The organism is Leifsonia sp. EB41, from assembly GCF_041262565.1.
Taxonomy (GTDB): domain Bacteria; phylum Actinomycetota; class Actinomycetes; order Actinomycetales; family Microbacteriaceae; genus Leifsonia.
The window spans coordinates 3,028,617-3,049,244 of the sequence record NZ_JBGCCJ010000001.1; the positions used below are offsets into that span (position 1 = coordinate 3,028,617).

Genomic DNA, 20,628 nt, shown 5'->3' on the forward strand with positions numbered 1-20,628 from the left:
GTGCACAACTCCGGAATCGATGGTCACGGAGTTGCGGCGAGGGTGCCGGGAGGGAGGGCGAGGGTCCACTCGACGACGTCGGCGACGAAGCGCACCTGCGCGGGGTTGCTGAGGTCCCCGGCGCTGTTGACGTAGGAGCCACTCCCGTCGACCGCGATCAGGATGCGGATGCTCGCCCACTCGGGGTCGACGTCGGCGAATACGCTGGCGGCTGCCCCTTCCTGCACGATGGCCCGTAGGCGGGAGCGGTCGAGGGCGTCCTGCTCGCGCAGCGTCTCCTCCAGCGACGGAGTGAAGCGGGAGAGGTGACGCGCGTTCAGCCACAGGCGGGCCAGCGGCCAGGAGGCACCGGAGTCGATGTGCTGCACGAAGTGCGCGAGCCGCTCCAGCGGCGGCCCCTCCGTCGGGAAGAAGCGCTCGCGCTCGATGGTCGCCGCGCGCGCGAAGGCCTCGTCGACGAGGTCCTCGGCCGCGGGGAAGTAGTGGGAGATCAGCCCGGGCCGCACGCCGAGCCGGGCAGCGACGGCGCGGAGGGTGATCCGTTCCAGGCCCTCCTCGATCGCGATCTCGGCCGCTGCGGCGAGGATCTCCTCGCGGCGCTCCTCGGCGGGTTTGCGCGATCGGGGCTGGCTCGTGACCGCCACCTGCTCGGCGTTCTCGGACGTCGCTCTTGACTCCATGCCTCCCATGCTATTGAATGACTGACCAATAGCCAATTGGGCACATGACCAATAGCAATGGAGCTGAGTCAGAGAGGAACGCCATGACCCGAGAACGGATCGGCGCCGACGAATTCGTGGACGTGTCCACCCAACCCGAGACCCGCGGCATCGAGGTCATCGGCGACGCCGAACGCCACGGCCGCGCCCGCGACCTGTTCTTCGTCTGGGCGGCCCCGGGGGTGAGCATCCTCAACTTCACGATCGGCGCGACGCTCATCCTGCTGGGGCTGGAGATCTGGCAGGCCGTCGCGGTGATCCTGGTCGCCGCGCTGCTCTGGGTGTTCCCGGGCATCATCGCGGCCAGCGGCCCGGCCTCCGGCACCTCGGGCTCGGTGGTGACCCGCGCCATGTACGGGATCATCGGCAACAAGCTCTTCGTCGCGTTCGTCGGCTGGTTCATCGGCGCGGTCTTCCTCGCGCTGACCTGGCTGGCGTCCTCCTTCATGGGCGCGGACCTGCTGCGGAGGGTCGGGCTGAGCGACCCGGTCTGGGTGCCGATCGGCGTCACGATCGTGGTCTCCGCGGTGACGATCGCGGTCGCGATCTTCGGGCACGCGCTCATCCTGCGCATCTACCCGGTCATGGCGGTGCTGCTGTTCGTGATCTTCGTGGGCGTCTCGCTGTTCATCCTGCCGACGGTGAACTGGGGCTACACGGCCGCGCACCCGCTGAGCGGGATCGCGCTCTGGTCGGCGATCACGGTCGGGTTCACCATCCTGGCCTCCTCCCCGCTGTCGTTCATCAACAGCCCGGACCTCGCCCGGTACCTGCCGCGCTCGACCAAGCCGTCGCACATCGCCGCGGCGACGGCGCTCGGCGGCGCCCTCCCGTTCGTGGTGTTCACGATCGTGGGAGTCCTGCTGGCGACCGGGCTGAAGTCCGGGGCGTTCTCCGCGGGCATCGACGTCGCGCTGTTCGACCTGCTCCCGGGCTGGATGGGCCCGCTGCTGGTCATCGGCGTCATCGTGAACACGATCGCGCTCAACGCGATGACCGCCTACTCGTCGAGCATGTCGTTGCAGGCGATCGGGTTCAAGCTCAAGCGCATCCCGGCCGCGATCATCGTCGGCGTCGTCGGGACGGCGCTCACCATCTACCTGGTGCTGTCGTCCAGCCTGCTGGAGGCCGCCAACCTGCTGCTGCAGTTCCTGGTCGTGGTCTCCGGCCCCGCCATGGCGATCTTCGTGGTCGACGTGATCCGGCGCCGCAACGTCTACGACGGCCTCGACCTGTTCGACGACCGGCGCGGAGGCCGGTTCTGGTACACGGGCGGCTGGAGCATCCCCGGCATCACGGCACTGGCGATCGGCGGGATCGCGACGGCGTTGTGCCTGTCGACCGACGTGTGGACGGGCGCCCTCTCGGCCGCGATCGGCCACATCGACCTGTCCGTGCCGGTCGGGATGACCGTGAGCGCGCTCCTGTACGCCCTGTTGAGCCGCACCCGGCTCGGAAAGGAGGGCCGGCTGTGACCGACCGCACCCTGACCACCCTCTACCGCAACGGCCGCGTCTTCACCGCGGACGCGGACCCGGAGGCTACCTGGGCGACCGCGTTCGCGGTGACCGGCGAGACGATCGACTGGGTCGGCGCGGACGACGCCGCGCCCGCCGCCGACCGGACCGTCGACCTCCAGGGCCGCCTCGTCCTCCCTGGGATCACCGACGCGCACACGCACCTGCTGATGATGGGCGCCGCGCTCGGCCAGGTGTATGTGACCGACGCGCGCGACCTCGACGGGATCCTCCGGCTGCTGGTGGAGGCGCGCGAGGCCCAGCCCGACGCGACGGTGCTGCGCGGGCGCGGCTGGCTGTTCGACGCCGTGCCCGGCGGGGCGCCGACCGCGGCGATGATCGACGCGGTGATCGCCGACATCCCGGTCTACCTCGACGCCAACGACTACCACTCCTGCTGGGTCAACACCGCAGCGCTGGCCGAGCTCGGCATCACACGCGACACCCCCGACCCGATCGGCGGCGAGATCGTGCGCGACGCGGACGGCGAGCCGACCGGCCTCCTGCTGGAGACCGCGGCGACCCAGTACGCCTGGGCGCAGCGCGACGAGGCCACCACCGACGCCGACCGGGACGAGCACGTCGAGCGCACGATCGACGCGTACCTCGCGACCGGCGTCGCCGGGGTCGTCGACATGGCGTTCGACGAGTTCGGGCTGGCCGCGCTGAAGCGCGCGCAGGAGCGCCGCGGGGGAGAGCTGCCGCTCCGGGTCGCGGCGCACTGGCTCATCACGAACACCGGCGACGACGCGGCGAACCTCGCCCAGGTCGAGCGGGCGGCGAAGCTCGCCGCCGAGCCGGCGACGCCGTGGCTGCGCGTGGTCGGCATCAAGCTCATCCTGGACGGCGTGATCGACGCCTGCACCGCTGCGATGCGGCAGCCGTACGCGGACGGCAGCAACGCCGACCCGATCTGGCCGCTGGAGCGGCTGGCGCCGGTCGTCGCCGCGGCGGATGCGGCCGGCCTCCAGATCGCGCAGCACGCGATCGGCGATTACGCGAGCCAGCTCGCGCTCGACGCGCTGGAGCAGGCCGTCGCCGTCAACGGCGACCGCCCGCGCCGGCACCGCATCGAGCACCTCGAGTACGCGGCGCCGGGGACGGCGGAGCGGATGGCGCGCCTCGGCGTCACCGCGTCGATGCAGCCGGTGCACTCCGATCCGGCGATCTTCGAGAACTGGGCCGAGATGCTGGGCGACGACCGGGTCGACCGGGCCTTCCCGTGGCCGGAGTACGAGGACGCCGGCGCGCTCCTCGCCTTCTCGACCGACTCGCCGACCGCGCCGCACCAGGCGCTCGCGAACCTGTACGTGGCCTCCACCCGGGCGTCCGCGCTCGACCCGACCGTCCCTGCGGTCCACCCGCAGTACGCCCTGCCGCTGGAGCGCGCGGTCGCGCACGCGACCCGGGACGCCGCCGCCTCGGTGGGCGACGGCGACTGGCGCGGGCGGATCGCGCCGGGCTACGCCGCCGACCTCGCGGTGCTCGACGCGGACGTCTTCGCGGAGGGCGCGTCGTCCCTGCTGCGGGCGCGCGTGATCGAGACGATCGTGGCGGGGCGGACGGTGTACGCCGCGTGACGGGTCGCTCTCTCAGCAGACGTTAACTTGCCTTTTGCGTCTCCCGGCGGACAATCGCGGCATGACGAGCGAATACGACAAGCGCACCCAGGGTGCAGGTCTGCAGGACGAGACCGTGGCACTCGAGCGCGCTGCCGAGCGGCTCAGCGACCGCTTCCCCGAGGTGCCGAAGGAGCAGATCGACCAGCTGGTCGAGGAGCACTACGAGCAGTACGAGGACGCGCCCGTGCGCGACTTCGTGCCGGTGCTGGTCGAGCACGAGGTGCGCACCGAGCTGGACGTGGAGACCGGCTCCGCCCCGTAGCGGTCGAGCGGTCGGGTCTTGCCGCGCGCGGTGGGTCGGTTTCAGGATGGCGACGTTCACCTCACCCACTGAAACGAAGGAAGACTCATGGCTGCACAACCCACGATCGTGCTCGTTCACGGTGCTTTCGCCGACGCGTCCGGCTTCGCCGGCCTGATCGGCGACCTGGAGGCATCCGGCTACCCGGTGGTCGCACCGCCGAACCCGCTCAGGAGCCTGCTCACCGACGCGGATTCGGTCGCCCGGGTCGTCGGCGCCATCGACGGACCCGTCGTGCTGGTGGGCCACTCCTACGGCGGCGCCGTGATCACGCAGGCCTCCGCCGGGATGGGCAACGTGAAGGCCCTCGTCTACCTGGCCGCCTTCGGCCTCGATGTCGGCGAGAGCTGCGTGAGCGCGCAGGAGCCGTTCCCGGCCCCGCTGCTGGCGACCGAGAACCAGCCGACCCCGTACGACGCGGTCGGGTCGCCCGGCGGCCCGGAGGTCTACGTGAAGAAGGAGCGCTTCCGCGAGGTCTTCTGCGGCGACTCCTCGGAGGAGGCCGCGGCCGTGATGTACGCCACGCAGCGCCCGCTCGCGGTGGCCTCCCTCACCCAGAACGCGACCGCCGCCGGCTGGAAGGACATCCCGAGCTGGTTCGTGGTGTCGGACCACGACAACGCGATCTCGCCGAAGGCGGAGGAGTTCTACGCCGAGCGCATGAAGGCGACGACCTCGCACGTCGACGGCTCGCACACGGCGTTCATCCCGAGGCACGCGGAGATCGCGGAGGTGATCCGGGCGGCCGCGGAGAGCTGAGCGCCTCCGCTCAGATCTCCACGTCACTCCCCATCGTCACCGTCCGCAGCGCCGGCAGCCCGAACCGGGCTGCCGGGTTCGCGGCGTTGTGGGCGAGCGCGACGAACAGCGACCGGCGCCACGGCACCATGCTGTCCTTCCGGGTGATCCGGATGGCGCCGCGGGAGATGAAGTACGACGCCTGCTTGAAGTTCGCCGAGTCGAGCGGCAGGACGCCCTCCCGGACCGCGGCGCGGAGGGCGCGCGGGATGTCCGGGTCGTCCGAGAAGCCGAAGGTGATGTTGAGGAACTCGATGCCGTCGTCGGCGTAGCCGAGCGGGTCGTACTCGAAGGCCTCAGCCGCCGGCACGTGCGGCACCTGCGCGGTGCTCACCCCCACGATGATCACGTGCTCGTGGAGGACGTGGTTGTGCTTGACGTTGGCCCGCAGCGCCAGCGGGGTGGTGTTCTTGTTCGGGTGCGGGAAGATGGCGATGCCGGGCACCCGCGGCAGCTTCTTCTTGCGGATCTCCTCGATGAACTGCTCCATCGAGCCCTCTTTCTTGAGGCGGTCGGCCTGCACCAGCTGACGTCCGCGGCGCCAGGTCGTCATGACGAGGATGACGACCCCGGCGATCAGCAGCGGCACCCAGCCGCCGTTGATGATCTTGGAGAGGTTGCCCGCCAGGAAGCTGAGCTCGAGGCCGCCGAAGGCGACCGCCGCGAGGACGATCTTCCAGGGCGCCCAGTTCCAGAGCGGCCGCGCGACGAGCAGCAGCAGGACGGTGTCCACGACGAGGGCGCCGGTCACCGAGATGCCGTACGCCGTCGACAGCCGGTCGGACGAGCCGAACGAGAGCATGACCGCCATCACGCCGATGAACAGCAGGAGGTTGACGGCCGGCAGGTAGATCTGCCCGCCCTCGTGCTGGGAGGTCTGCTTGACGGTCAGCGGCGGCAGCAGACCGAGCTGCACCGCCTGGCGGGAGAGCGAGTACGCCCCGGAGATGACCGCCTGGCTCGCGATCACCGTCGCGGCGGTCGCGAGGATCACGACAGGGAGCCGGCCCCACTCCGGGATGAGCAGGAAGAACGGGTTCGCCCGCGCCGCCGGATCGTGGAGCACGAGGGCGGCCTGGCCGAGGTAGTTGAGCACGAGCGCGGGGAACACCAGGAAGAACCAGGCCCGGCTGATCGGCGCCCGGCCGAAGTGGCCCATGTCGGCGTAGAGTGCCTCCGCTCCCGTGATGACCAGGACCACCGCGCCGAGCGCGACGAAGGCGACGAGCGGCTTGCTGATCAGGAAGGCGATGGCGTAGGTCGGGGACAGGCCGAGCAGGACCGCCGGGAACTGGACGACCATCGCGAGCCCGGCGACCCCGATGACGGCGAACCACAGCACCATGACGGGCCCGAACAGCACGCCGACCTTCCCTGTGCCGAACTTCTGCACCACGAACAGGGCGATCAGGATGACCGCGGCGATAGGGATGACCAGGTGCGAGATGGCCGGCACGGTGACGTGCAGGCCCTCGACAGCGGACAGCACGCTGATCGCGGGGGTGATGATCGAGTCCCCGTAGAAGAGGGAGACGCCGACGATGCCGACCACGAGGAGGGTGCCGGCCTTGCCCGCGTTCTTGGCGTACAGGCGCTGGGCGAGCGCGGCCAGCGCCATCACGCCGCCCTCGCCGTCGTTGTCGGCGCGCATCAGGATGCCGATGTACTTGATCGAGACGATGACCGTCACGCTCCAGAAGATGAGCGAGATCACGCCGAAGACGTCGCCCTGGTTCGCGCGCACCGCACCGCCGTCGAGCAGGAAGACGGTCTTCAGGGCGTAGAGCGGGCTCGTCCCGATGTCGCCGAAGACGACCCCGAGCGCCGCCAGCGCCGCCCCGAACAGCAGTCGCTTCCGGCGGTCCGTCCCTTTGGGGGGACGGCTCTGTCCCTTCGGCTGGTCGCTCTGTCCCTTCGGCTGGTCGCTCTGTCCCTTCGGCTGGTCGCTCTGTCCCTTCGGCTGATCGCCCTGTCCCTTCGGCTGATCGCTCTGGCCGTTCGGCTGATCGCTCTGCGGCGAGGGACTCCGCTCGGCCACCTTCTCCGGTGAATGCTGTTGGTTCTGGTGCACGCCGGTCACGCTACGCCACTTGTCGCACGCCGTGAGTCGCCGACTCGCTGGGGGTTCGGGTTGCCGCGAGGCCGAATCCTGTGAGAGTCCGCAGGGAGCGTTCACCCGCCGGTCGGGGACGGTTCACCCGGGCGACGCCCGCTGCTCCGAGGCTCACACCTGTCCGGGGGGGTCGACTCACCAGTCTCAGGAGGATCTCGATGCGTTCCAGAACCCGCAAGCTCTCCATGATCGCCGTCGGCGTCGTCGCCGCGACGCTCCTCACCACGGCCGCGGCCGTCGCCGCGCCCGTGATCGACAACGGCTGGCCCTACGACTCCGCGGTCAAGGCGCAGAACGACAAGACCTTCACGCTCGCCGCCGTCGGCGACATCGCGTGCGAGCCGAACGACAGCGACAACGCCGCCAACCCGGCCGGCCTCAAGTGCGGCAGCCCGAGCCTCGGCGGCTACGACGCCGAGTTCGCGACCGCGAAGCAGGCGGACGCGATGAAGCCGGACGCCGTCGCGCTGCTCGGCGACGAGCAGTACCAGGTGGGCAAGCTCAGCGACTTCGAGGGCTCCTTCGAGCAGGCCTGGGGCGGCCTGAAGTTCCTGGAGAAGCCGGCGCCGGGCAACCACGAGTACTACTCCTACACGAAGAAGGGCGACAATGAGGCCGGCCAGAACGGCAACGGCTACTTCGCCTACTTCAACGGCCACGACCAGACCGGCGCCCCGAACACCTCGGGCCAGGCCGGCGACGATACCAGTGCGAACCAGGGCTGGTATTCGTACAACCTCGGCAACTGGCACATCATCTCGCTGAACGTGGAGTGCAACTCGGCGGCCTTCGGCAACGACTGCTCCACCACGGACAGCGGCCTCCTCGCGCAGGAGACGACCTGGCTGGCGAGCGACCTGAAGAGCAACCAGCAGCAGTGCACGATCGCCTACTGGCACCAGCCGACGTTCAGCGCGACCACGGCCTCCACCGCCACGGTCGGCGCCGGGGATCCGGGCGCGGGCGGCCAGGAGGGCCAGGTTGCGGACGCCTGGTGGAAGCTGCTCTACGCCAACCACGCCACCCTGGTGCTGAACGGCCACGAGCACGCCTACGCGCACCTCAAGCCGATGAACCCCGCCGGCCAGTACGACCCGAAGCGCGGCATCCCCGAGTTCATCATCGGCACCGGAGGCGAGGCGCTCGACACCCTGGCGAAGAACGCGGACGGCAGCTACGCGAACGCGAACGTGCTCACGGGCTTCGACCAGGGCTACGGCACGATGAAGTTCACGCTGAAGCAGCACAGCTACGAGTACTCCTACACGCCGGCCCTCGCGGGCGCCGGCCAGCCCGCGAGCGTGCTGAACTACTCCGACACCGGCTCCGGCACCTGCAACGGCTGATGGTGCTGATTCGTGCCGAATGTCGCCTCTCGCACCCCGGGAGTCGACATTCGGCACGAATGCGCAACGCCGAGATTCGGCGCGAAAGCGGCGTTCGGCGCAGCGTGTGTGCGCATTCGGCGCGAATCGGGGGAGAGCGTTGCGTCTCTGAATGGTTTCTCAGAATGCAATGGTGCACCAATCTCTATACCGGTCCGTCCACCCCGAGTTAGGGTGCATCTCGGGCCGTCGCGCTGGAGCGGCGGCGGGACAAGGGAGCACCATGAAACGTTCTTCGTTCTTCTCCGTCAGCCTCGCCATCGCCGGAGCCGCAGCGCTCGCGGTGGCGGTCACGGCACCGGCGTCCGCGGCCACACCCAGTGCCGCGACTCCCGACACCAGCGGCGTCTACAGCGTCCATCCGATCGTCGAGAAGGCCGGACTCTCCACCAGCGCCGTCACACCGTCGTTCACGCCGGCCCAGTGCCTGGCGCAGACCGCCGGCCGGGTGGCCTGCCAGACCCCGGACAGCATCCGGGCCGCGTACGACATCCCGGCCACCATCAACGGCGTCCCCGCGGGCACCGGGCAGACCGTCGTCATCGTCGACGCGTTCGGCAGCCCGACCGTGCAGTCGGACCTCGCGGCGTTCTCCGGTGCGTTCGGGCTCCCGACGCCGAACCTGACGGTGTACTACCCGGGCGGCAAGCCGACCTGGACGGGCAAGAAGACGCAGACCGGCTGGGCCGAGGAGACCTCGCTCGACGTCCAGTGGGCGCACGCGGTGGCGCCCGGCGCGAACATCGCGCTCGTCGTGGCGGCGAACGACCGCGGGGCGACGATCGACAACGCGATCAAGTACGCGGTGGACAACAAGCTCGGCAACGTGCTCTCGATGAGCTTCGGTGAGGCGGACAACCTGATCAAGTCGCCGAACGCCAACAACGGCCAGACCGCGCAGGGCGTGAAGGCCCTCGCGCAGGGCGCGGCCCAGGGGATGTCGCTCTTCGCGTCCTCGGGCGACAGCGGCTCCGACAACGGCGCCGGCTTCGCGAACTACGCCTTCCCGGCCTCCGACCTCAACGTGACCTCGGTCGGCGGCACGAACCTCTGGGCGGGCAGCGGGCTGAACCAGCCGCGCGAGACGGTCTGGGGCGACTTCGCGAACTGCCCGCTGACCTGCGCCTTCGGCGTGGTCGGCGAGACCGGTGGCGCGCCGAGCCTGTTCACGTCGAAGCAGGGCTCCGACGTCGCCTACAACGCCAGCGTCTACACGGGAGTGCTCACGTACCTCGGGTTCCTGGGCGGCGCGAACAACGGCCTCTACTTCTTCGGAGGCACGTCGGCGGGCTCGCCGCAGTGGGCGGCCCTGACGGCGGACACCATCCAGGCGGTCGGGCACACGGTCGGCAACGTCGGCCAGCAGGCGCAGAGCTGGGCGTCGAAGGGCCTGCTCTACGACGTGACGGTCGGCAGCAACACGACCCCGACGTTCAGCGGAGGCTACTCGGCGACGGCGGGCTGGGACCGCCCGACCGGGTGGGGGACGCCGGACGTGAACGGCATCATCAACGCGCTCAAGTAGCGCGTGACGACGGCCCCGGTGTCCAGTGGATGCCGGGGCCGTCGCATGCGCCGCATCAGTCCCCGCGCACGATGCGCGCCATGACCTCCTCCGCCACCCCGGCCTCTCGGCGCTCGACGGCCGACGCCACCTCCGCGTGCAGCCGCGCATCCGCCGGCGCGTCCCGCCAGCGCACCGACGCGTGCGGCGTCCGCTCGCGCAGCGCCTCCCGCAGCACCGCCTGGAGGCGGACGAACATCCGGTTGCCGCTCGCTGCGATCACCCCGTGGTGGAAGGCCGCATCCGCCTCGAAGAACGCCGCAGCGTCCCGGCGGGCGGCTGCGTCCTCCAGCTCGCGGGCCGCCGCGACCAGCGCCGCCGCCTGCTCCGGACTGCGTCGGGTCGCCGCTGCCCGGGCCGCCGCCGGCTCGACGGCGAGGCGGAGGTCGAGGAGCTCGGCGATCTGCGCGTCGTGGTCCGCCGAGTCGAGGCGCCAGCGCACGACGTCGCCGTCGAGCGCGTCCCAATCCTCGCTCGCGGTGACCGTCAGCCCGACGCGCTGGCGGGCGACGAGGAGGCCGAGGGAGACCAGCACGCGTGTCGCCTCGCGCACGACGCTGCGGGAGGCGCCGGTCTGCTCCATCGCCCACTCGACGTTGACCACGCGTCCGGCCGGGAGGTCGCCCGCGATGATCGACCGGCCGAGCCGGTCGAGGACGCGGCGGTAGGCGCGGCCGCCGTCCACCGGAGCCCCGCTCACGTCTGCGACACCGGCGACACCACCAGCTCGTCGAACCGCACGTGCGCCGGAGCCTCCAGCACGAACCGGATGCTGCGCGCCACGTCCGCCGGCTGCAGCATCAGCGCGCGCGCGTCGTCCGACGGCACCTGCGGGCGGTGGCCGAGGAAGTCGGTGTTCACGTCGCCGGGGCAGAGGTGGCACGACCGGACGCCGGACGCGGCCTCCTGCGCGTTGAGGGTGCGGCTCAGCGCCGACAGCCCGGCCTTGGACGCGCTGTAGGCGACGCCCGCGATCGGGGCGAACGCCCACGCGGAGTACGACGACACGAACACGACCACGCCGCGCGATTCGCGCAGCTGTGGCAGGGCGGCCGTGACCAGATGCGCAGGGCCGGTGAGGTTGACGCGCACGATCTCGTCGAAGGCCGGGAGGTCGTGGTCGGCCCACCGGCGCTGCGGCGCGTTCAGGCCGGCGGCGAGCACGAGCGCGTCGAGGCGGCCCCAGGTGGCGGTGATCCGGTCGAGCGACGTCAGGATCACGTCGTCGGAGGTCGCGTCGCCCGGGACGATCAGCGCCGATCCGCCGGCCTCCCGCACCGCCGACGCGGTCTCCTCCAGGGCCTGCGCCCGACGTCCGGTGAGGGCCACCCGCCAGCCGGCCTGCGCCGCCTCGATCGCCATCGCCCGGCCGATACCGCTGCCCGCGCCGGTGATCCACACCACGCGCCCGTTGAGGGGGTTTCCCATCGCGGACCTCCTTCCACCTCGCTACGATGGCTCCAATAGTATGACTATTGGAGGTCACATGCTCATCGACTTCACCGGGCAGGTCGTCATCGTCAGCGGGGGAGGCCGCGGGATCGGGCGCGGGCTCGTGGAGCGGTTCGCCGCCGAGAACGCGACTGTCGTCGCCGTCGACCTCGCCTTCGACGACGCCGTGACCGAGCTCGTGCGCACGATCAAGTGCGACGTCACGGACGCCGCGTCCGTCCGCGCCGCGATCGACGCCGTGGAGAGCGAGTTCGGCCGCATCGACGTCCTCGTGAACAACGCCGGCGTCAACGTGGAGGGCGAGGTCGAGACCCTGGACCCCGAGCGCTGGCGGGCGTGCTTCGACGTGAACGTGTTCGGGGTGTTCGCGCTGTCGCAGGCCGTGATCCCGGCGATGAAGCGGGCGGGGCGCGGGCGGATCGTCAACGCGGCCTCCTTCGCGGCGGTCATCCCGAGCGTGGGCGCGGCGGCCTACGGCGCGTCCAAAGCCGCGGTCGTGCAGTTCACGCGCGTGCTCGCCTCCGAGCTCGGGCCGTGGAACATCACGGTCAACGCGTACGCGCCCGGGATGATCCCCACCGCCATGAACGGCTTCGCCGACCTCCCGGAGGCCCGCGCGAACCGCCTGCTCGACACCCTGTCCCTGCGCCGCTGGGAGCGTCCGGAGGACGTCGCCGACCTGGTCTGCTTCCTCGCCAGCGACTACGCCGGTTACCTCACGGGCGCGCTCATCGACGTCTCCGGCGGCAAGTTCGCCACCCAGATGCCGAGCCTCGCGCACGAGCGGGCGGCGCTGTGACCGGGCCGGACCTCCTGCGCGCGCGGATCGCGGTGGAGGCCGCGGCCGAGCACGCCGAGGGGCCGCTCTGGGACGACCGCGACGGCACGCTGCTCTGGGTCGACCAGTACCGCGGCGTCATCCGTCGCGCCCGCCCGACGGCGACCGGCGCGCTCGTGGAGGAGCCGCCCTTCGAGCTCGGGATGGCGGTGGGCGCCATCGTCCCCGACCGGGCGGACGAGAGCGGCGGCTGGCTGGTCGCGGTCGGCGCCGGCTTCCACCGGCTGGACCGGGCCGGCATCCTCACCCCGATCGCGGACGTCCTGCCCGACGACGGCGTGCGCCGCCGGATGAACGACGGCAAGCTCGACCCGCTCGGCCGGTTCTGGGCGGGCACGATGGCTTACGACATGACCCCCGGCGCCGGCGCGCTCTACCGGCTGGACGGCGACCGCCCGCGGCTGATGCTCGACGGCGTGACCATCTCCAACGGCCTGGCCTGGACGCCGGACGGCGGCACCCTCTTCTACATCGACACCCCCACGCGGACGGTCCGCCGCTTCACCGTCGCCGACGACGGGCTGCACGACGGCGAGGTCGTCATCCGCATCCCACCGGAGCAGGGCGCGCCCGACGGGATGTGCGTCGACGCCGACGGCTGCCTCTGGGTGGCGCTCTGGGGCGGCGGCGCCGTGCAGCGCTACGACACCGGCGGCCGGCTTCTCGCCCGCGTGGAGGTCGCGGCCGCGCAGGTGTCGAGCTGCTGCTTCGGAGGACCTGACCTCGCGACGCTGTACATCACGACGTCCGCCGAGGGGTACGACGCGGCGGCGCTGCGGCGGGACCCGCACGCCGGGAAGATCTTCAGTGCGACTCCCACCGGAACCACCGGATCCCGATGAACGTGAACACCACCACGTAGCCGACGCAGGCGACCAGCGCGTTCGCGTCCTGCCCGCTCCACGCCGCCCCGCTCACGACGTCCGAGAACAGGATCATCAGCGCGCCGACGGGCGTCCAGTCGGCGATCGACTGCATGGTGTCGCCGAGGACGCCGCTGCCGCCGAGCAGCCCGGTGAGCAGCAGGATGATGAACAGGATGCGGCCGATCGCGTTGATCGCGCCGGTCGTGCGGACGAGCGCGACGAGCGCCTGGCCCAGCGCGAGGAACACCGCGGCGCCGAGCACCGCGGTCGCGAGCAGCAGCACGTACTGCAGCGGGCTGAGGCCGAGGTGGTGCAGGATCGCGCCCACGATGATGACCAAGAGCGACCCGATGAGGTTCGAGGCGACCTGGACGGCGAGCCGGCTGGTCATGATCGTCCAGGTCGGCGCCGGGCTGACCCGCAGCCGCTGGAGCACGCCGACCTCCCGGTCGTGGGCGAGGGTGAGGCTGTAGCCCAGCAGGCAGGAGGTGATCAGCCCGATGCTCAGGGCGAGGCCGACGATCTCGGCCGACCCGCCCAGCCGGGTCTCCGCCTTGCCGAAAGTCGTGGCCACGATGATGACCACGGGCAGCAGGATGCTCAGCACGGCCGACACCCGGCTCCGTAGCAGGACGAGCAGGTCGGCGCGCAGCAGCGAGCCGAGAGCGAGCCCGACCGGTGGGCGGAAGGCGCCGGTCGTCGGTGCGGGTGTGTCAGTCACGGATCTCACTCCCGGTCAGGCCGATGAAGACGTCCTCCAGCGTGACGTCGCCGTGGGCGACCTCGAGCACACGCGGGTCGTCCCTGTGTTTCGCGATCAGATCGGCCGGCGTCCCCTCTGTGAGCAGCGCGCCGTGGTCGATGATCGCGACCCGGTCGCACACGGCCTGGGCCTCCTCCATCGAGTGCGTGGTGAGCAGGATGCTGCTGCCCGCCGCGCGCAGCGCCTCGATGCGCCGCCACAGCGCCCGCCGCGACTGGGGGTCGAGCCCGGCCGTCGGCTCGTCCAGCAGCAGCAGGAGCGGGTCGTGGATGGTCGCGATGTAGAGGGCGAGACGCTGCTGCTGCCCGCCGGAGAGCTGCTTGAACCGCTTGCCCGCCTCCTCGTCCAGCCCGATCGCGCGCAGGTCGTCGGCGATCCGCGCGCGGGTGAGCCGCACACCGTAGAGGCCGCCGAAGAGCCGGGCGAGCTGCTCGATGCTCAGCTCGGGCTGAAAGCTGGAGGACTGCAACTGCACGCCGAGCCTGGCCTTCGTCTCCAGCGGATCGTGCCGGGCGTCGACGCCGTCGACCAGCACCCGGCCCGAGCGCGGCACGAGGAGCCCCTCGATGGCGCTCAGCGTGCTGGTCTTGCCCGCGCCGTTCGGCCCGAGCAGCCCGAAGATCTCCCCGCGCTCGATGCGGAGGTGGATGCCCGCGACCGCGGTGCGGCTGCCGTAGACGACCACCAGGTCGTCCACGCTCAACGCCGGCGGCGCCGCCGGCAGGTCGGAATCGCTCATCATCGTCAGTATCCGGCATCGGGGTCCGTGCGCCGGGGCCGTTTCCGAAGGCTGAAGGGATTGGCAGGCTGGTTGCGGTCATGCAGCCGGTGGAAAGGTCGGGCCGCTACCGTCTTGTCGTGCCCAGCCAGCCGCTCACCGAGACGCCGCCCGCCACGACGCGGGCGAAGGTCGAGTCCGCCGTCATCTGGGTGGCGTTCGCCCTCTACCTGGTGTTCCTGGCGAAGCTGCTGCTGTTCTCCCGGGTGCCGGGCTCCGAGCGGTCCCTCAACCTGATCCCGTTCGCGAGCATCGCGGACTACCTCGGCGGCCCCGCGGCCGTCCGGCGGTTCGCATTCGCCAACCTCGCCGGGAACATCCTCGCCTTCGTGCCGCTCGGCGCGTATCTGACCTTCCTCCGGCGCAGGGCGCGGGTCTGGGGGAACCTGCTGGTCGTCGCGTGCGTGAGCGTGGCCGTCGAGATCCTGCAGTGGGTCCTGGCGGTCGGGACGTCCGATATCGATGACGTGATCCTGAACGTCGTCGGCGGCCTGATCGGGGTGCTCGGCGTCGTCGGGCTGCGGCGCGCGCTTCGGTTCGAGGTCGTGCGCACGGTGATCGCGGTCGCGTCGGTGCTGGCCGTGCCGGTGCTGGTCTTCCTCGGGTTCGTCGTGCGGCTGCGGATGTGACCTGACAGGGAGGCCCCCGCCCCCTAGGTTGGTCCTGACCCGAACGAGAGGACGCAGGATGAGCCCCACCGGTCACGTGGTTCTCGGCGGCAACGGCGTCGCCGGCCGAGAGACCGTGCGCGCGCTCGTCCGGGCCGGGCGTACGCCCATCTCGGTCGGTCGCCGCCCCTCCACCGTCGACGGAGCGACGTCCGCCACCGCCGACCTCCTCGTCGCCGCCGACGTCGCGCGGGTGCTCGACGGTGCGGAGGTCGCCTACCTGGTCGCCGCACCCCCGTACTCGGCGCGGGTGTGGGCGCAGCAGTGGCCCGTCATCACGCGGAACGTGGTCGACGCCGCGCTCGAGAACGGGGTCCGCCTGGTGTACCTCGACAACGTGTACGCGTACGGCGAGCTGCGCGGCCCGATGACCGAGCAGACCGAGCTCCGCCCCAACAGTCGCAAGGGTGCGATCCGCGCCGACGTCGTGCGCGCGCTGGACGCTGCTGCCGCGCGCGGACTGGACGTCACGATCGGTCGCGCCGCCGACTTCTTCGGCCCGGGAGCCGCCACGAGCGCTTTCAACATGTTCGGCTTGGCCCCGATCGCCCGCGGCAAGGCGGGCACTTGGATCGTGGACGCCGACCAGCCGCACTCGCTCGCCTACACTCCCGACGTCGGTGCGGCGCTCGCCGTGCTGGGGACGGACCCGGCCGCGCGCGGCCGCACCTGGCACCTGCCGACCGCGCCGGCGCTGACCGGCCGCGAGTACCTCCGCATCGCCGGCGGCCCCTCCGCGCGCGTGAAGGTGCTGGGCCGCGGCACCCTCCGGATCGGCGCGCTCTTCAGCACCCCGGCCCGCGAGACGCTCGAGATGGCCTACCAGTACGAAGCGCCATACCTCGTCGACTCGAGCGCATTCGAAAGCGCGTTCGGCGTCACGGCGACGCCGGTCGAGGACGGGATCGCTGCCACCCTGCGGGCGCTCGCCGGGCGGTAGTATCCCCACCCTCACCCACCGGAGTACCCTCCCACCTGACAAGGGGAGCCCCACCCATGACCTTCCGCGACCTCGCCGCCTTCCGCGACCTGCACCACGGCGACCAGCCGCTCCTCCTCCCGAACGCCTGGGACGCCGGCAGCGCCATCGCCTTCGCAGCCGCAGGCTTCCCCGCCGTCGGCACGACGAGTTTCGGCGTCAACGCGTCCGCCGGACGCCCCGACGCCGGCAGCGACAGCCGGGACGACACGGTCGCGCTCGTCCGCCGGATCGCCGCCCTCGACGTCTTCGTCACCGCCGACATCGAGGACGGTTACAGCGACGAGCCAGCGGAGGTGGCCGCCTTCGTGGCCGCGCTCGCCGCGGACGGCGTGATCGGGGTGAACCTGGAGGACTCCAAGGACGGGCACCTCGTCGATCCAGCCGTCCCCGCGGCCACGATCGCAGCCGTCAAGCGGGAGGCGCCTGGCGTGTTCGTCAACGCGCGCGTCGACTCCTACTGGTTCCACGAGGACGACACGGTGGAGGCGGTCGCGACCAGGGCCGCGGCCTACGCCGAGGCCGGGGCGGACGGGATCTTCGTGCCCGGCGTCACCGACCCCGCCACCATCGAGCGGCTCGCCGCCGTCATCCCGCTGCCGCTGAACGTCCTGGTCGTCCCCGGGCTGGGCCTGGACGACCTCCAGGTGCTCGGCGTCCGGCGGGTCAGCACCGGTTCACTGCCGTACCGGGTGGCGATCGACGCTGCCGTGGACGCGGCCGAGGCCGTGCGCGACGGGCGTGACGTGCCGGTGGCGACCTCCTATGCCGAGTCGCAGCAGCGGCTGATCGCGTTCGCTCAGCGCGCGGACGCGGACGGGGACCGGCCCTCCAGCGCCGCTCGGTAGCGCCGGTACCGCGGGCGCCCCACCCACCGCCAGATCAGGACGACCGGCCCCGGCAGGTTCTTCTTCAGCCAGACGTCGCCGCCGTCCGGCTGCGCGGCGAGGATCGCGCCCAGCATGTTCCACTGCTGGCCCTTCGGGGTGCTGCGGCGGCCGTGGTCGGCGAACCACTTCTCCTCGTCCTTCGTGACCACGTGCTCCATGACCGGGACGATGTTCGCCTCCTCGTCGGGGAGGTGCAGGGCGAGCGCGGCGTTGATCCCCGCGAGCGCCGAACGCACCGGCTCGACGGTCGCGGCTCCGGGAGCGGCGCGCCACCCGGGCAGCGCGGCGTCCAGTGCCGTCAGCTGCACGAGCATCGTCGCGTGCTGCTCCTTCATCCGCTCCACGTGGAGGGCGCACGACGGCGCGCGCTCGTCGATCGCCGGCCACAGCTTCGCGTCCTCGCCCTCGTGGTGAGCGTGCAGGGAGACCGAGATGAGGTCGAGCTGGGACGCGACGACGTCGGCGTGGGCACTGTCGCCGTCGGCCACGCCGTCCACCAACCTGCCCGCCTCGCCGAACGCGTGCCGGTAGAGCCGGTGGATGTCGATCATCCCGGAGGCGTCGCAGGTCTTCGGGCCGTCGAGCGGTGGCTCGCCGGACGAGGGGAGGGGGGTCGCGGCCATGCTGCGAAATCTACGGGCTCGCCGGCCCGTTGGGGACCCCCTGTTCAGTCCCTCCGGTACCGGGTCAGGCTCGCCGGCCCCACCTGCTCCGACGAGGTCAGCGCGAGGAGCGCCCCGTCCGGGAACAGCCGCCGCCCCGCACCGACCGCGGTCGGGAAGGTCAGCAGCCGGTACTCGTCCACGCGATCGGCGGCGGTGAGCCGGGCGAGCAGCGAGCCGCTGCCGATGACGACCACGTCGCGCTCGGGCAGCGTCATTTCGAGCCAGTCCTCCAGCGTGCCCGCGACCTGGTCGGTGTTCGACCAGCGCGCGACCTCCACCGGGCTGCCGCTCACGACCGCCTTCGCCGCACGGTTCATCGACCGCGAGAAGTCGTCGTCGCGCGCCGGCCACAGCGTGCTGAAGTGCTCCCAGGTGCGGCGGCCGAACAGCAGCGTTCCCGTCTCCAGGATCGCGCCGAGCCGGAACTTGTCTCCGGCCACGCCCTGCGGCCCGAAGCGCATCGCCCAGCCGCCGAACGGCGTGCCGTCGCTGCCGTCCGGGTCCTCCACGACGCCGTCCAGCGTGATGAACTGCACGACGATCAGCTCTCCCATGATGGTCCTCCTGACGACACCGCGTCTCGGTGCCATCAGTGGATACGTGCGGGAGGGCCGGAAATCATCGCACGGCCGCGGACTCCTCGAACAGGGCGAACAGCCGGGGATGCTGGTAGACGAGCACGTGCCCGATCGCGCCGCGGGCGTCCCAGTCGAAGAGCTGGAGCGTGTGCGGCTCGCGCGCCTCCCCGACGCCCCGGTAGAGCAGGAAGCCGGGCTGCCCGCCCGCCGAGACCGGCGTGGTCGACCACTCGACGCCGCGCCAGGAGAACAGGTGCTCCATGAACGCCAGGTACGGCGCGACGCCGATCGACCAGTCCGGCACCGGCGGCATCTCGAACACCAGATCGTCGGCGACGAGGGAGGCCAGCGCGGCCACGTCGGCCCGCTCGATCGCGCGCGCGTAGCCTTCGACGGCCCCGGGCGCCGGCGGATGCGCGCGCTCGACCCCGGCGGCGATCGCGGCGCGCGCCCGCTGGAGCGCGGAGTTCGCCGACGCCACCGACACCTCCAGCACCGCGGCCGTCTCGGCGGCGCTGAGCCCGATCACGTCGCGGAGGACGAACGCTCCGCGCTGCGCGGGCGAGAGGTACTGCAGCATGGCCGTCACCGCGAACCGCACCTCCTCCCTCTGCTCGGCGCGGCCCTCGACCTCCGAGGCGGCCGCCCAGCCGGTCGGCGCGGGCAGCAGCCACGGCACGTCGAGCGCCGGCACCAGCGGGGCGCCGGCCTCCAGCCCGGGGTCCTGGAGGTCGCGCGGCAGTGGTCGTCGCGGCGCCTCCCGCAGCCGGTCGAGGCAGACGTTGCGGGCGATCCGGTAGCACCAGGTCGAGAGCGACCCCTTGGCCGGGTCGAAGGTGTCGCGGGCACGCCAGCTGCGCTCCAGGGCGTCCTGCGCCGCGTCCTCCGCCTCGAACGGCGAGCCGAGGAGCTGGTAGCAAAAGGCCGTCAGCCCGCGCCGGAGGCCGCCGAGCGCCGCCTCGTCGAATGCCGTCATGCGCCGATCCTAGAGCGGGCCTGTCGGAGCGCGTCCGCAGGTGTCGGCGTGCGGGTTCAGCCCCAGCCGGCCGCAAGCCCTGCGGCGGCGGCCTCCCTGCTCCGGACGCGTCGGACGACGTATAGCCAGGTGAGGCCGCTCGCCGCCGCGAATACCAGCGAGAGCAGCACGACGAGGATCCCGGACGCCGGGCCGAGCGCACGTACGCTCGCCGTCCACTGCAGCGCGTCGAACAGCCCGTGCGCGGCGGCGACGCCGAGGTAGGCGGCCACCACGCCGAACGTGATCCGGAAGCGTCCGCCGCGCGCCGCGCCGAACACCGCGGCGCCGAGCAGCGCGGAGAAGACCGGGTGCAGGAACGGCCCGCTCAGCTGGCGGGCTGCCGTCGTGGTGAGGAAGAGCCCGAGCCCCGCGCCGTCGACCTGCCCGAGCGCGAACGCGTGCTGCAGGTAGCCGAGGTTCTCGATGACGCTGAAACCGAGGCCGACCGCGCCGCCGACGAACAGCCCGATCCTGGCGTTCTTGACCGGCAGCCGCAGGCAGAGCAGCACAGCGCAGAGCATCTTGGCCAGCTCCTCCACCAGACCGGCGGAGGCCAGCACGGCGAGGCTGGGACGCAGCGAGGACCCTCCGGCCGCGATGTCGATGAGGCCCTCGAAGGGCAGCACGAGCAGGGTCGCGACGGCGCCGCCGAGCAGCGCGACCGTGACGAGGCGTGGAACGCTGAGCCGGTCCTCCGGCCGAAGCTTGTACGCCATCGTGTAGAAGATCGCGGCGGCGGCGGTGGCGCTGCCGGTGACCAGCAGGTACGGCGAGAGGACCGCCGGCGAGCCGTCGTGCGCGTGCGGGGACAGCGCGGAGAACAGGAAGCTGAGGCCGAACAGCCACAGCCACACCACCGCGCTGCCCGCGACGATCAGCCAGCCGCCCCAGCGGCCCAGCCACTTGGTGCGGCGCGGGGAGCCGGAGGAGGCGGCCGCGACCGTCTGCACGCCGCCCGCGTGCGTCGCCGTCACGGCCTGCGCACCGCCCGGCCAGGTGTACCCCGTCCACGACCCGCCGCTCCACCACCGGTACGACGGCGCAGGGGTCGGGTCGGGATACCAGCCGGGCGGCGGCGGAGGGGGCAGGACGCTCATTCGATCAGGATAGGTAC

At 71.7% G+C, this 20,628-nt stretch carries 21 protein-coding genes; 11 read left to right on the forward strand and 10 right to left on the reverse strand.

What is annotated here, in order from left to right:
• Positions 1–23: 23 nt before the first annotated feature.
• On the reverse strand, positions 24–680 hold the full coding sequence (locus tag ABH923_RS15040; protein ID WP_370056198.1) for a TetR/AcrR family transcriptional regulator: 657 nt from the start codon (positions 678–680) through the stop codon (positions 24–26).
• Between the two features lie 83 nt (positions 681–763).
• Here ABH923_RS15040 and ABH923_RS15045 point away from each other — a divergent pair, with 83 nt between their 5' ends.
• From ABH923_RS15045 to ABH923_RS15060, 4 genes are all read left to right on the forward strand, one after another.
• The gene (locus tag ABH923_RS15045; protein ID WP_370056199.1) at positions 764–2,194 is read left to right on the forward strand and encodes a cytosine permease; all 1,431 of its coding nucleotides are present in this window, start codon (positions 764–766) and stop codon (positions 2,192–2,194) included.
• Positions 2,191–3,816 carry an amidohydrolase gene (locus ABH923_RS15050; RefSeq protein ID WP_370056200.1) on the forward strand — a complete coding sequence of 542 codons (1,626 nt, stop codon included), beginning with the start codon at positions 2,191–2,193 and terminating at the stop codon, positions 3,814–3,816. The genes ABH923_RS15045 and ABH923_RS15050 overlap by 4 nt, the downstream gene beginning before the upstream one ends.
• 61 nt (positions 3,817–3,877) lie before the next feature.
• Entirely contained in the window at positions 3,878–4,120 is a 243-nt protein-coding gene (locus tag ABH923_RS15055) for a three-helix bundle dimerization domain-containing protein (protein ID WP_370056201.1), read from the forward strand.
• An 87-nt stretch (positions 4,121–4,207) separates the two neighbouring features.
• On the forward strand, positions 4,208–4,918 hold the full coding sequence (locus ABH923_RS15060; protein WP_370056202.1) for an alpha/beta fold hydrolase: 711 nt from the start codon (positions 4,208–4,210) through the stop codon (positions 4,916–4,918).
• Between the two features lie 10 nt (positions 4,919–4,928).
• Here the strand turns inward: ABH923_RS15060 and ABH923_RS15065 are convergent, their stop codons facing one another.
• The gene (locus ABH923_RS15065) at positions 4,929–7,028 is read right to left on the reverse strand and encodes a potassium transporter Kup (protein WP_370056203.1); all 2,100 of its coding nucleotides are present in this window, start codon (positions 7,026–7,028) and stop codon (positions 4,929–4,931) included.
• A 200-nt stretch (positions 7,029–7,228) separates the two neighbouring features.
• On the opposite strand from ABH923_RS15065, the gene ABH923_RS15070 reads away from it, so the two are divergent.
• Together ABH923_RS15070 and ABH923_RS15075 are read left to right on the forward strand one after the other, a co-directional pair.
• Positions 7,229–8,416, forward strand: coding sequence for a metallophosphoesterase (locus tag ABH923_RS15070; protein ID WP_370056204.1), 1,188 nt, complete (start codon positions 7,229–7,231; stop codon positions 8,414–8,416).
• A 262-nt stretch (positions 8,417–8,678) separates the two neighbouring features.
• Positions 8,679–9,980, forward strand: a complete 1,302-nt coding sequence (locus tag ABH923_RS15075) for a hypothetical protein (protein WP_370056205.1) — start codon at positions 8,679–8,681, stop codon at positions 9,978–9,980.
• A 55-nt stretch (positions 9,981–10,035) separates the two neighbouring features.
• Here ABH923_RS15075 and ABH923_RS15080 read toward each other — a convergent pair whose 3' ends face one another.
• Both ABH923_RS15080 and ABH923_RS15085 read right to left on the reverse strand, forming a co-directional pair.
• Positions 10,036–10,719 (reverse strand): FadR/GntR family transcriptional regulator, encoded by a 684-nt coding sequence (locus ABH923_RS15080; protein WP_370056206.1) that lies wholly within the window; start codon positions 10,717–10,719, stop codon positions 10,036–10,038.
• A complete protein-coding gene (locus tag ABH923_RS15085; protein ID WP_370056207.1) occupies positions 10,716–11,447 on the reverse strand; it encodes an SDR family oxidoreductase in 732 nt (243 codons plus the stop codon). The genes ABH923_RS15080 and ABH923_RS15085 overlap by 4 nt, the downstream gene beginning before the upstream one ends.
• A 40-nt stretch (positions 11,448–11,487) precedes the next feature.
• Between ABH923_RS15085 and ABH923_RS15090 the strand changes: the two genes are divergently transcribed.
• A complete protein-coding gene (locus ABH923_RS15090; protein ID WP_370056208.1) occupies positions 11,488–12,270 on the forward strand; it encodes an SDR family NAD(P)-dependent oxidoreductase in 783 nt (260 codons plus the stop codon).
• Positions 12,267–13,151, forward strand: coding sequence for an SMP-30/gluconolactonase/LRE family protein (locus ABH923_RS15095; RefSeq protein ID WP_370056209.1), 885 nt, complete (start codon positions 12,267–12,269; stop codon positions 13,149–13,151). The genes ABH923_RS15090 and ABH923_RS15095 overlap by 4 nt, the downstream gene beginning before the upstream one ends.
• Here ABH923_RS15095 and ABH923_RS15100 read toward each other — a convergent pair.
• Both ABH923_RS15100 and ABH923_RS15105 read right to left on the reverse strand, forming a co-directional pair.
• Positions 13,114–13,896 (reverse strand): ABC transporter permease, encoded by a 783-nt coding sequence (locus tag ABH923_RS15100; RefSeq protein WP_370056210.1) that lies wholly within the window; start codon positions 13,894–13,896, stop codon positions 13,114–13,116. The two genes, ABH923_RS15095 and ABH923_RS15100, sit on opposite strands and share 38 nt — an antisense overlap.
• A complete protein-coding gene (locus tag ABH923_RS15105) occupies positions 13,889–14,677 on the reverse strand; it encodes an ABC transporter ATP-binding protein (RefSeq protein WP_370056211.1) in 789 nt (262 codons plus the stop codon). Before ABH923_RS15105 ends, ABH923_RS15100 begins: the two co-directional genes overlap by 8 nt.
• 119 nt (positions 14,678–14,796) lie before the next feature.
• Between ABH923_RS15105 and ABH923_RS15110 the strand changes: the two genes are divergently transcribed.
• From ABH923_RS15110 to ABH923_RS15120, 3 genes are read left to right on the forward strand one after another with little or no spacing between them, the layout of a single operon-like run.
• Positions 14,797–15,345, forward strand: coding sequence for a VanZ family protein (locus tag ABH923_RS15110; RefSeq protein ID WP_370056212.1), 549 nt, complete (start codon positions 14,797–14,799; stop codon positions 15,343–15,345).
• Between the two features lie 58 nt (positions 15,346–15,403).
• Positions 15,404–16,324, forward strand: coding sequence for an NAD-dependent epimerase/dehydratase family protein (locus ABH923_RS15115; RefSeq protein WP_370056213.1), 921 nt, complete (start codon positions 15,404–15,406; stop codon positions 16,322–16,324).
• 56 nt (positions 16,325–16,380) lie between these two features.
• Entirely contained in the window at positions 16,381–17,211 is an 831-nt protein-coding gene (locus ABH923_RS15120; RefSeq protein ID WP_370056214.1) for an isocitrate lyase/phosphoenolpyruvate mutase family protein, read from the forward strand.
• On the opposite strand, the gene ABH923_RS15125 is transcribed toward ABH923_RS15120, so the two are convergent.
• From ABH923_RS15125 to ABH923_RS15140, 4 genes are all read right to left on the reverse strand, one after another.
• Complete coding sequence (locus ABH923_RS15125; RefSeq protein WP_370056215.1) at positions 17,163–17,876, reverse strand: hemerythrin domain-containing protein; 714 nt, start codon at positions 17,874–17,876, stop codon at positions 17,163–17,165. The two genes, ABH923_RS15120 and ABH923_RS15125, sit on opposite strands and share 49 nt — an antisense overlap.
• A 44-nt stretch (positions 17,877–17,920) precedes the next feature.
• On the reverse strand, positions 17,921–18,472 hold the full coding sequence (locus ABH923_RS15130; RefSeq protein ID WP_370056216.1) for a dihydrofolate reductase family protein: 552 nt from the start codon (positions 18,470–18,472) through the stop codon (positions 17,921–17,923).
• A gap of 64 nt (positions 18,473–18,536) precedes the next feature.
• On the reverse strand, positions 18,537–19,472 hold the full coding sequence (locus tag ABH923_RS15135) for an RNA polymerase subunit sigma-70 (protein ID WP_370056217.1): 936 nt from the start codon (positions 19,470–19,472) through the stop codon (positions 18,537–18,539).
• Between the two features lie 56 nt (positions 19,473–19,528).
• On the reverse strand, positions 19,529–20,611 hold the full coding sequence (locus tag ABH923_RS15140) for a PrsW family glutamic-type intramembrane protease (protein WP_370056218.1): 1,083 nt from the start codon (positions 20,609–20,611) through the stop codon (positions 19,529–19,531).
• Positions 20,612–20,628: the final 17 nt, after the last annotated feature.

Excerpts from the sequence above, each read along its gene's own strand:
- ABH923_RS15075 (WP_370056205.1), top strand. The coding sequence starts at position 8,679 with ATGAAACGTTCTTCGTTCTTCTCCGTCAGCCTCGCCATCGCCGGAGCC.
- ABH923_RS15045 (WP_370056199.1), top strand. The coding sequence starts at position 764 with ATGACCCGAGAACGGATCGGCGCCGACGAATTCGTGGACGTGTCCACC.
- ABH923_RS15060 (WP_370056202.1), top strand. The coding sequence starts at position 4,208 with ATGGCTGCACAACCCACGATCGTGCTCGTTCACGGTGCTTTCGCCGAC.
- ABH923_RS15135 (WP_370056217.1), bottom strand. The coding sequence starts at position 19,472 with ATGACGGCATTCGACGAGGCGGCGCTCGGCGGCCTCCGGCGCGGGCTG.
- ABH923_RS15140 (WP_370056218.1), bottom strand. The coding sequence starts at position 20,611 with ATGAGCGTCCTGCCCCCTCCGCCGCCGCCCGGCTGGTATCCCGACCCG.
- ABH923_RS15125 (WP_370056215.1), bottom strand. The coding sequence starts at position 17,876 with ATGGCCGCGACCCCCCTCCCCTCGTCCGGCGAGCCACCGCTCGACGGC.
- ABH923_RS15085 (WP_370056207.1), bottom strand. The coding sequence starts at position 11,447 with ATGGGAAACCCCCTCAACGGGCGCGTGGTGTGGATCACCGGCGCGGGC.
- ABH923_RS15090 (WP_370056208.1), top strand. The coding sequence starts at position 11,488 with ATGACTATTGGAGGTCACATGCTCATCGACTTCACCGGGCAGGTCGTC.
- ABH923_RS15105 (WP_370056211.1), bottom strand. The coding sequence starts at position 14,677 with ATGAGCGATTCCGACCTGCCGGCGGCGCCGCCGGCGTTGAGCGTGGAC.
- ABH923_RS15055 (WP_370056201.1), top strand. The coding sequence starts at position 3,878 with ATGACGAGCGAATACGACAAGCGCACCCAGGGTGCAGGTCTGCAGGAC.
- ABH923_RS15130 (WP_370056216.1), bottom strand. The coding sequence starts at position 18,472 with ATGGGAGAGCTGATCGTCGTGCAGTTCATCACGCTGGACGGCGTCGTG.
- ABH923_RS15115 (WP_370056213.1), top strand. The coding sequence starts at position 15,404 with ATGAGCCCCACCGGTCACGTGGTTCTCGGCGGCAACGGCGTCGCCGGC.
- ABH923_RS15120 (WP_370056214.1), top strand. The coding sequence starts at position 16,381 with ATGACCTTCCGCGACCTCGCCGCCTTCCGCGACCTGCACCACGGCGAC.
- ABH923_RS15040 (WP_370056198.1), bottom strand. The coding sequence starts at position 680 with ATGGAGTCAAGAGCGACGTCCGAGAACGCCGAGCAGGTGGCGGTCACG.
- ABH923_RS15070 (WP_370056204.1), top strand. The coding sequence starts at position 7,229 with ATGCGTTCCAGAACCCGCAAGCTCTCCATGATCGCCGTCGGCGTCGTC.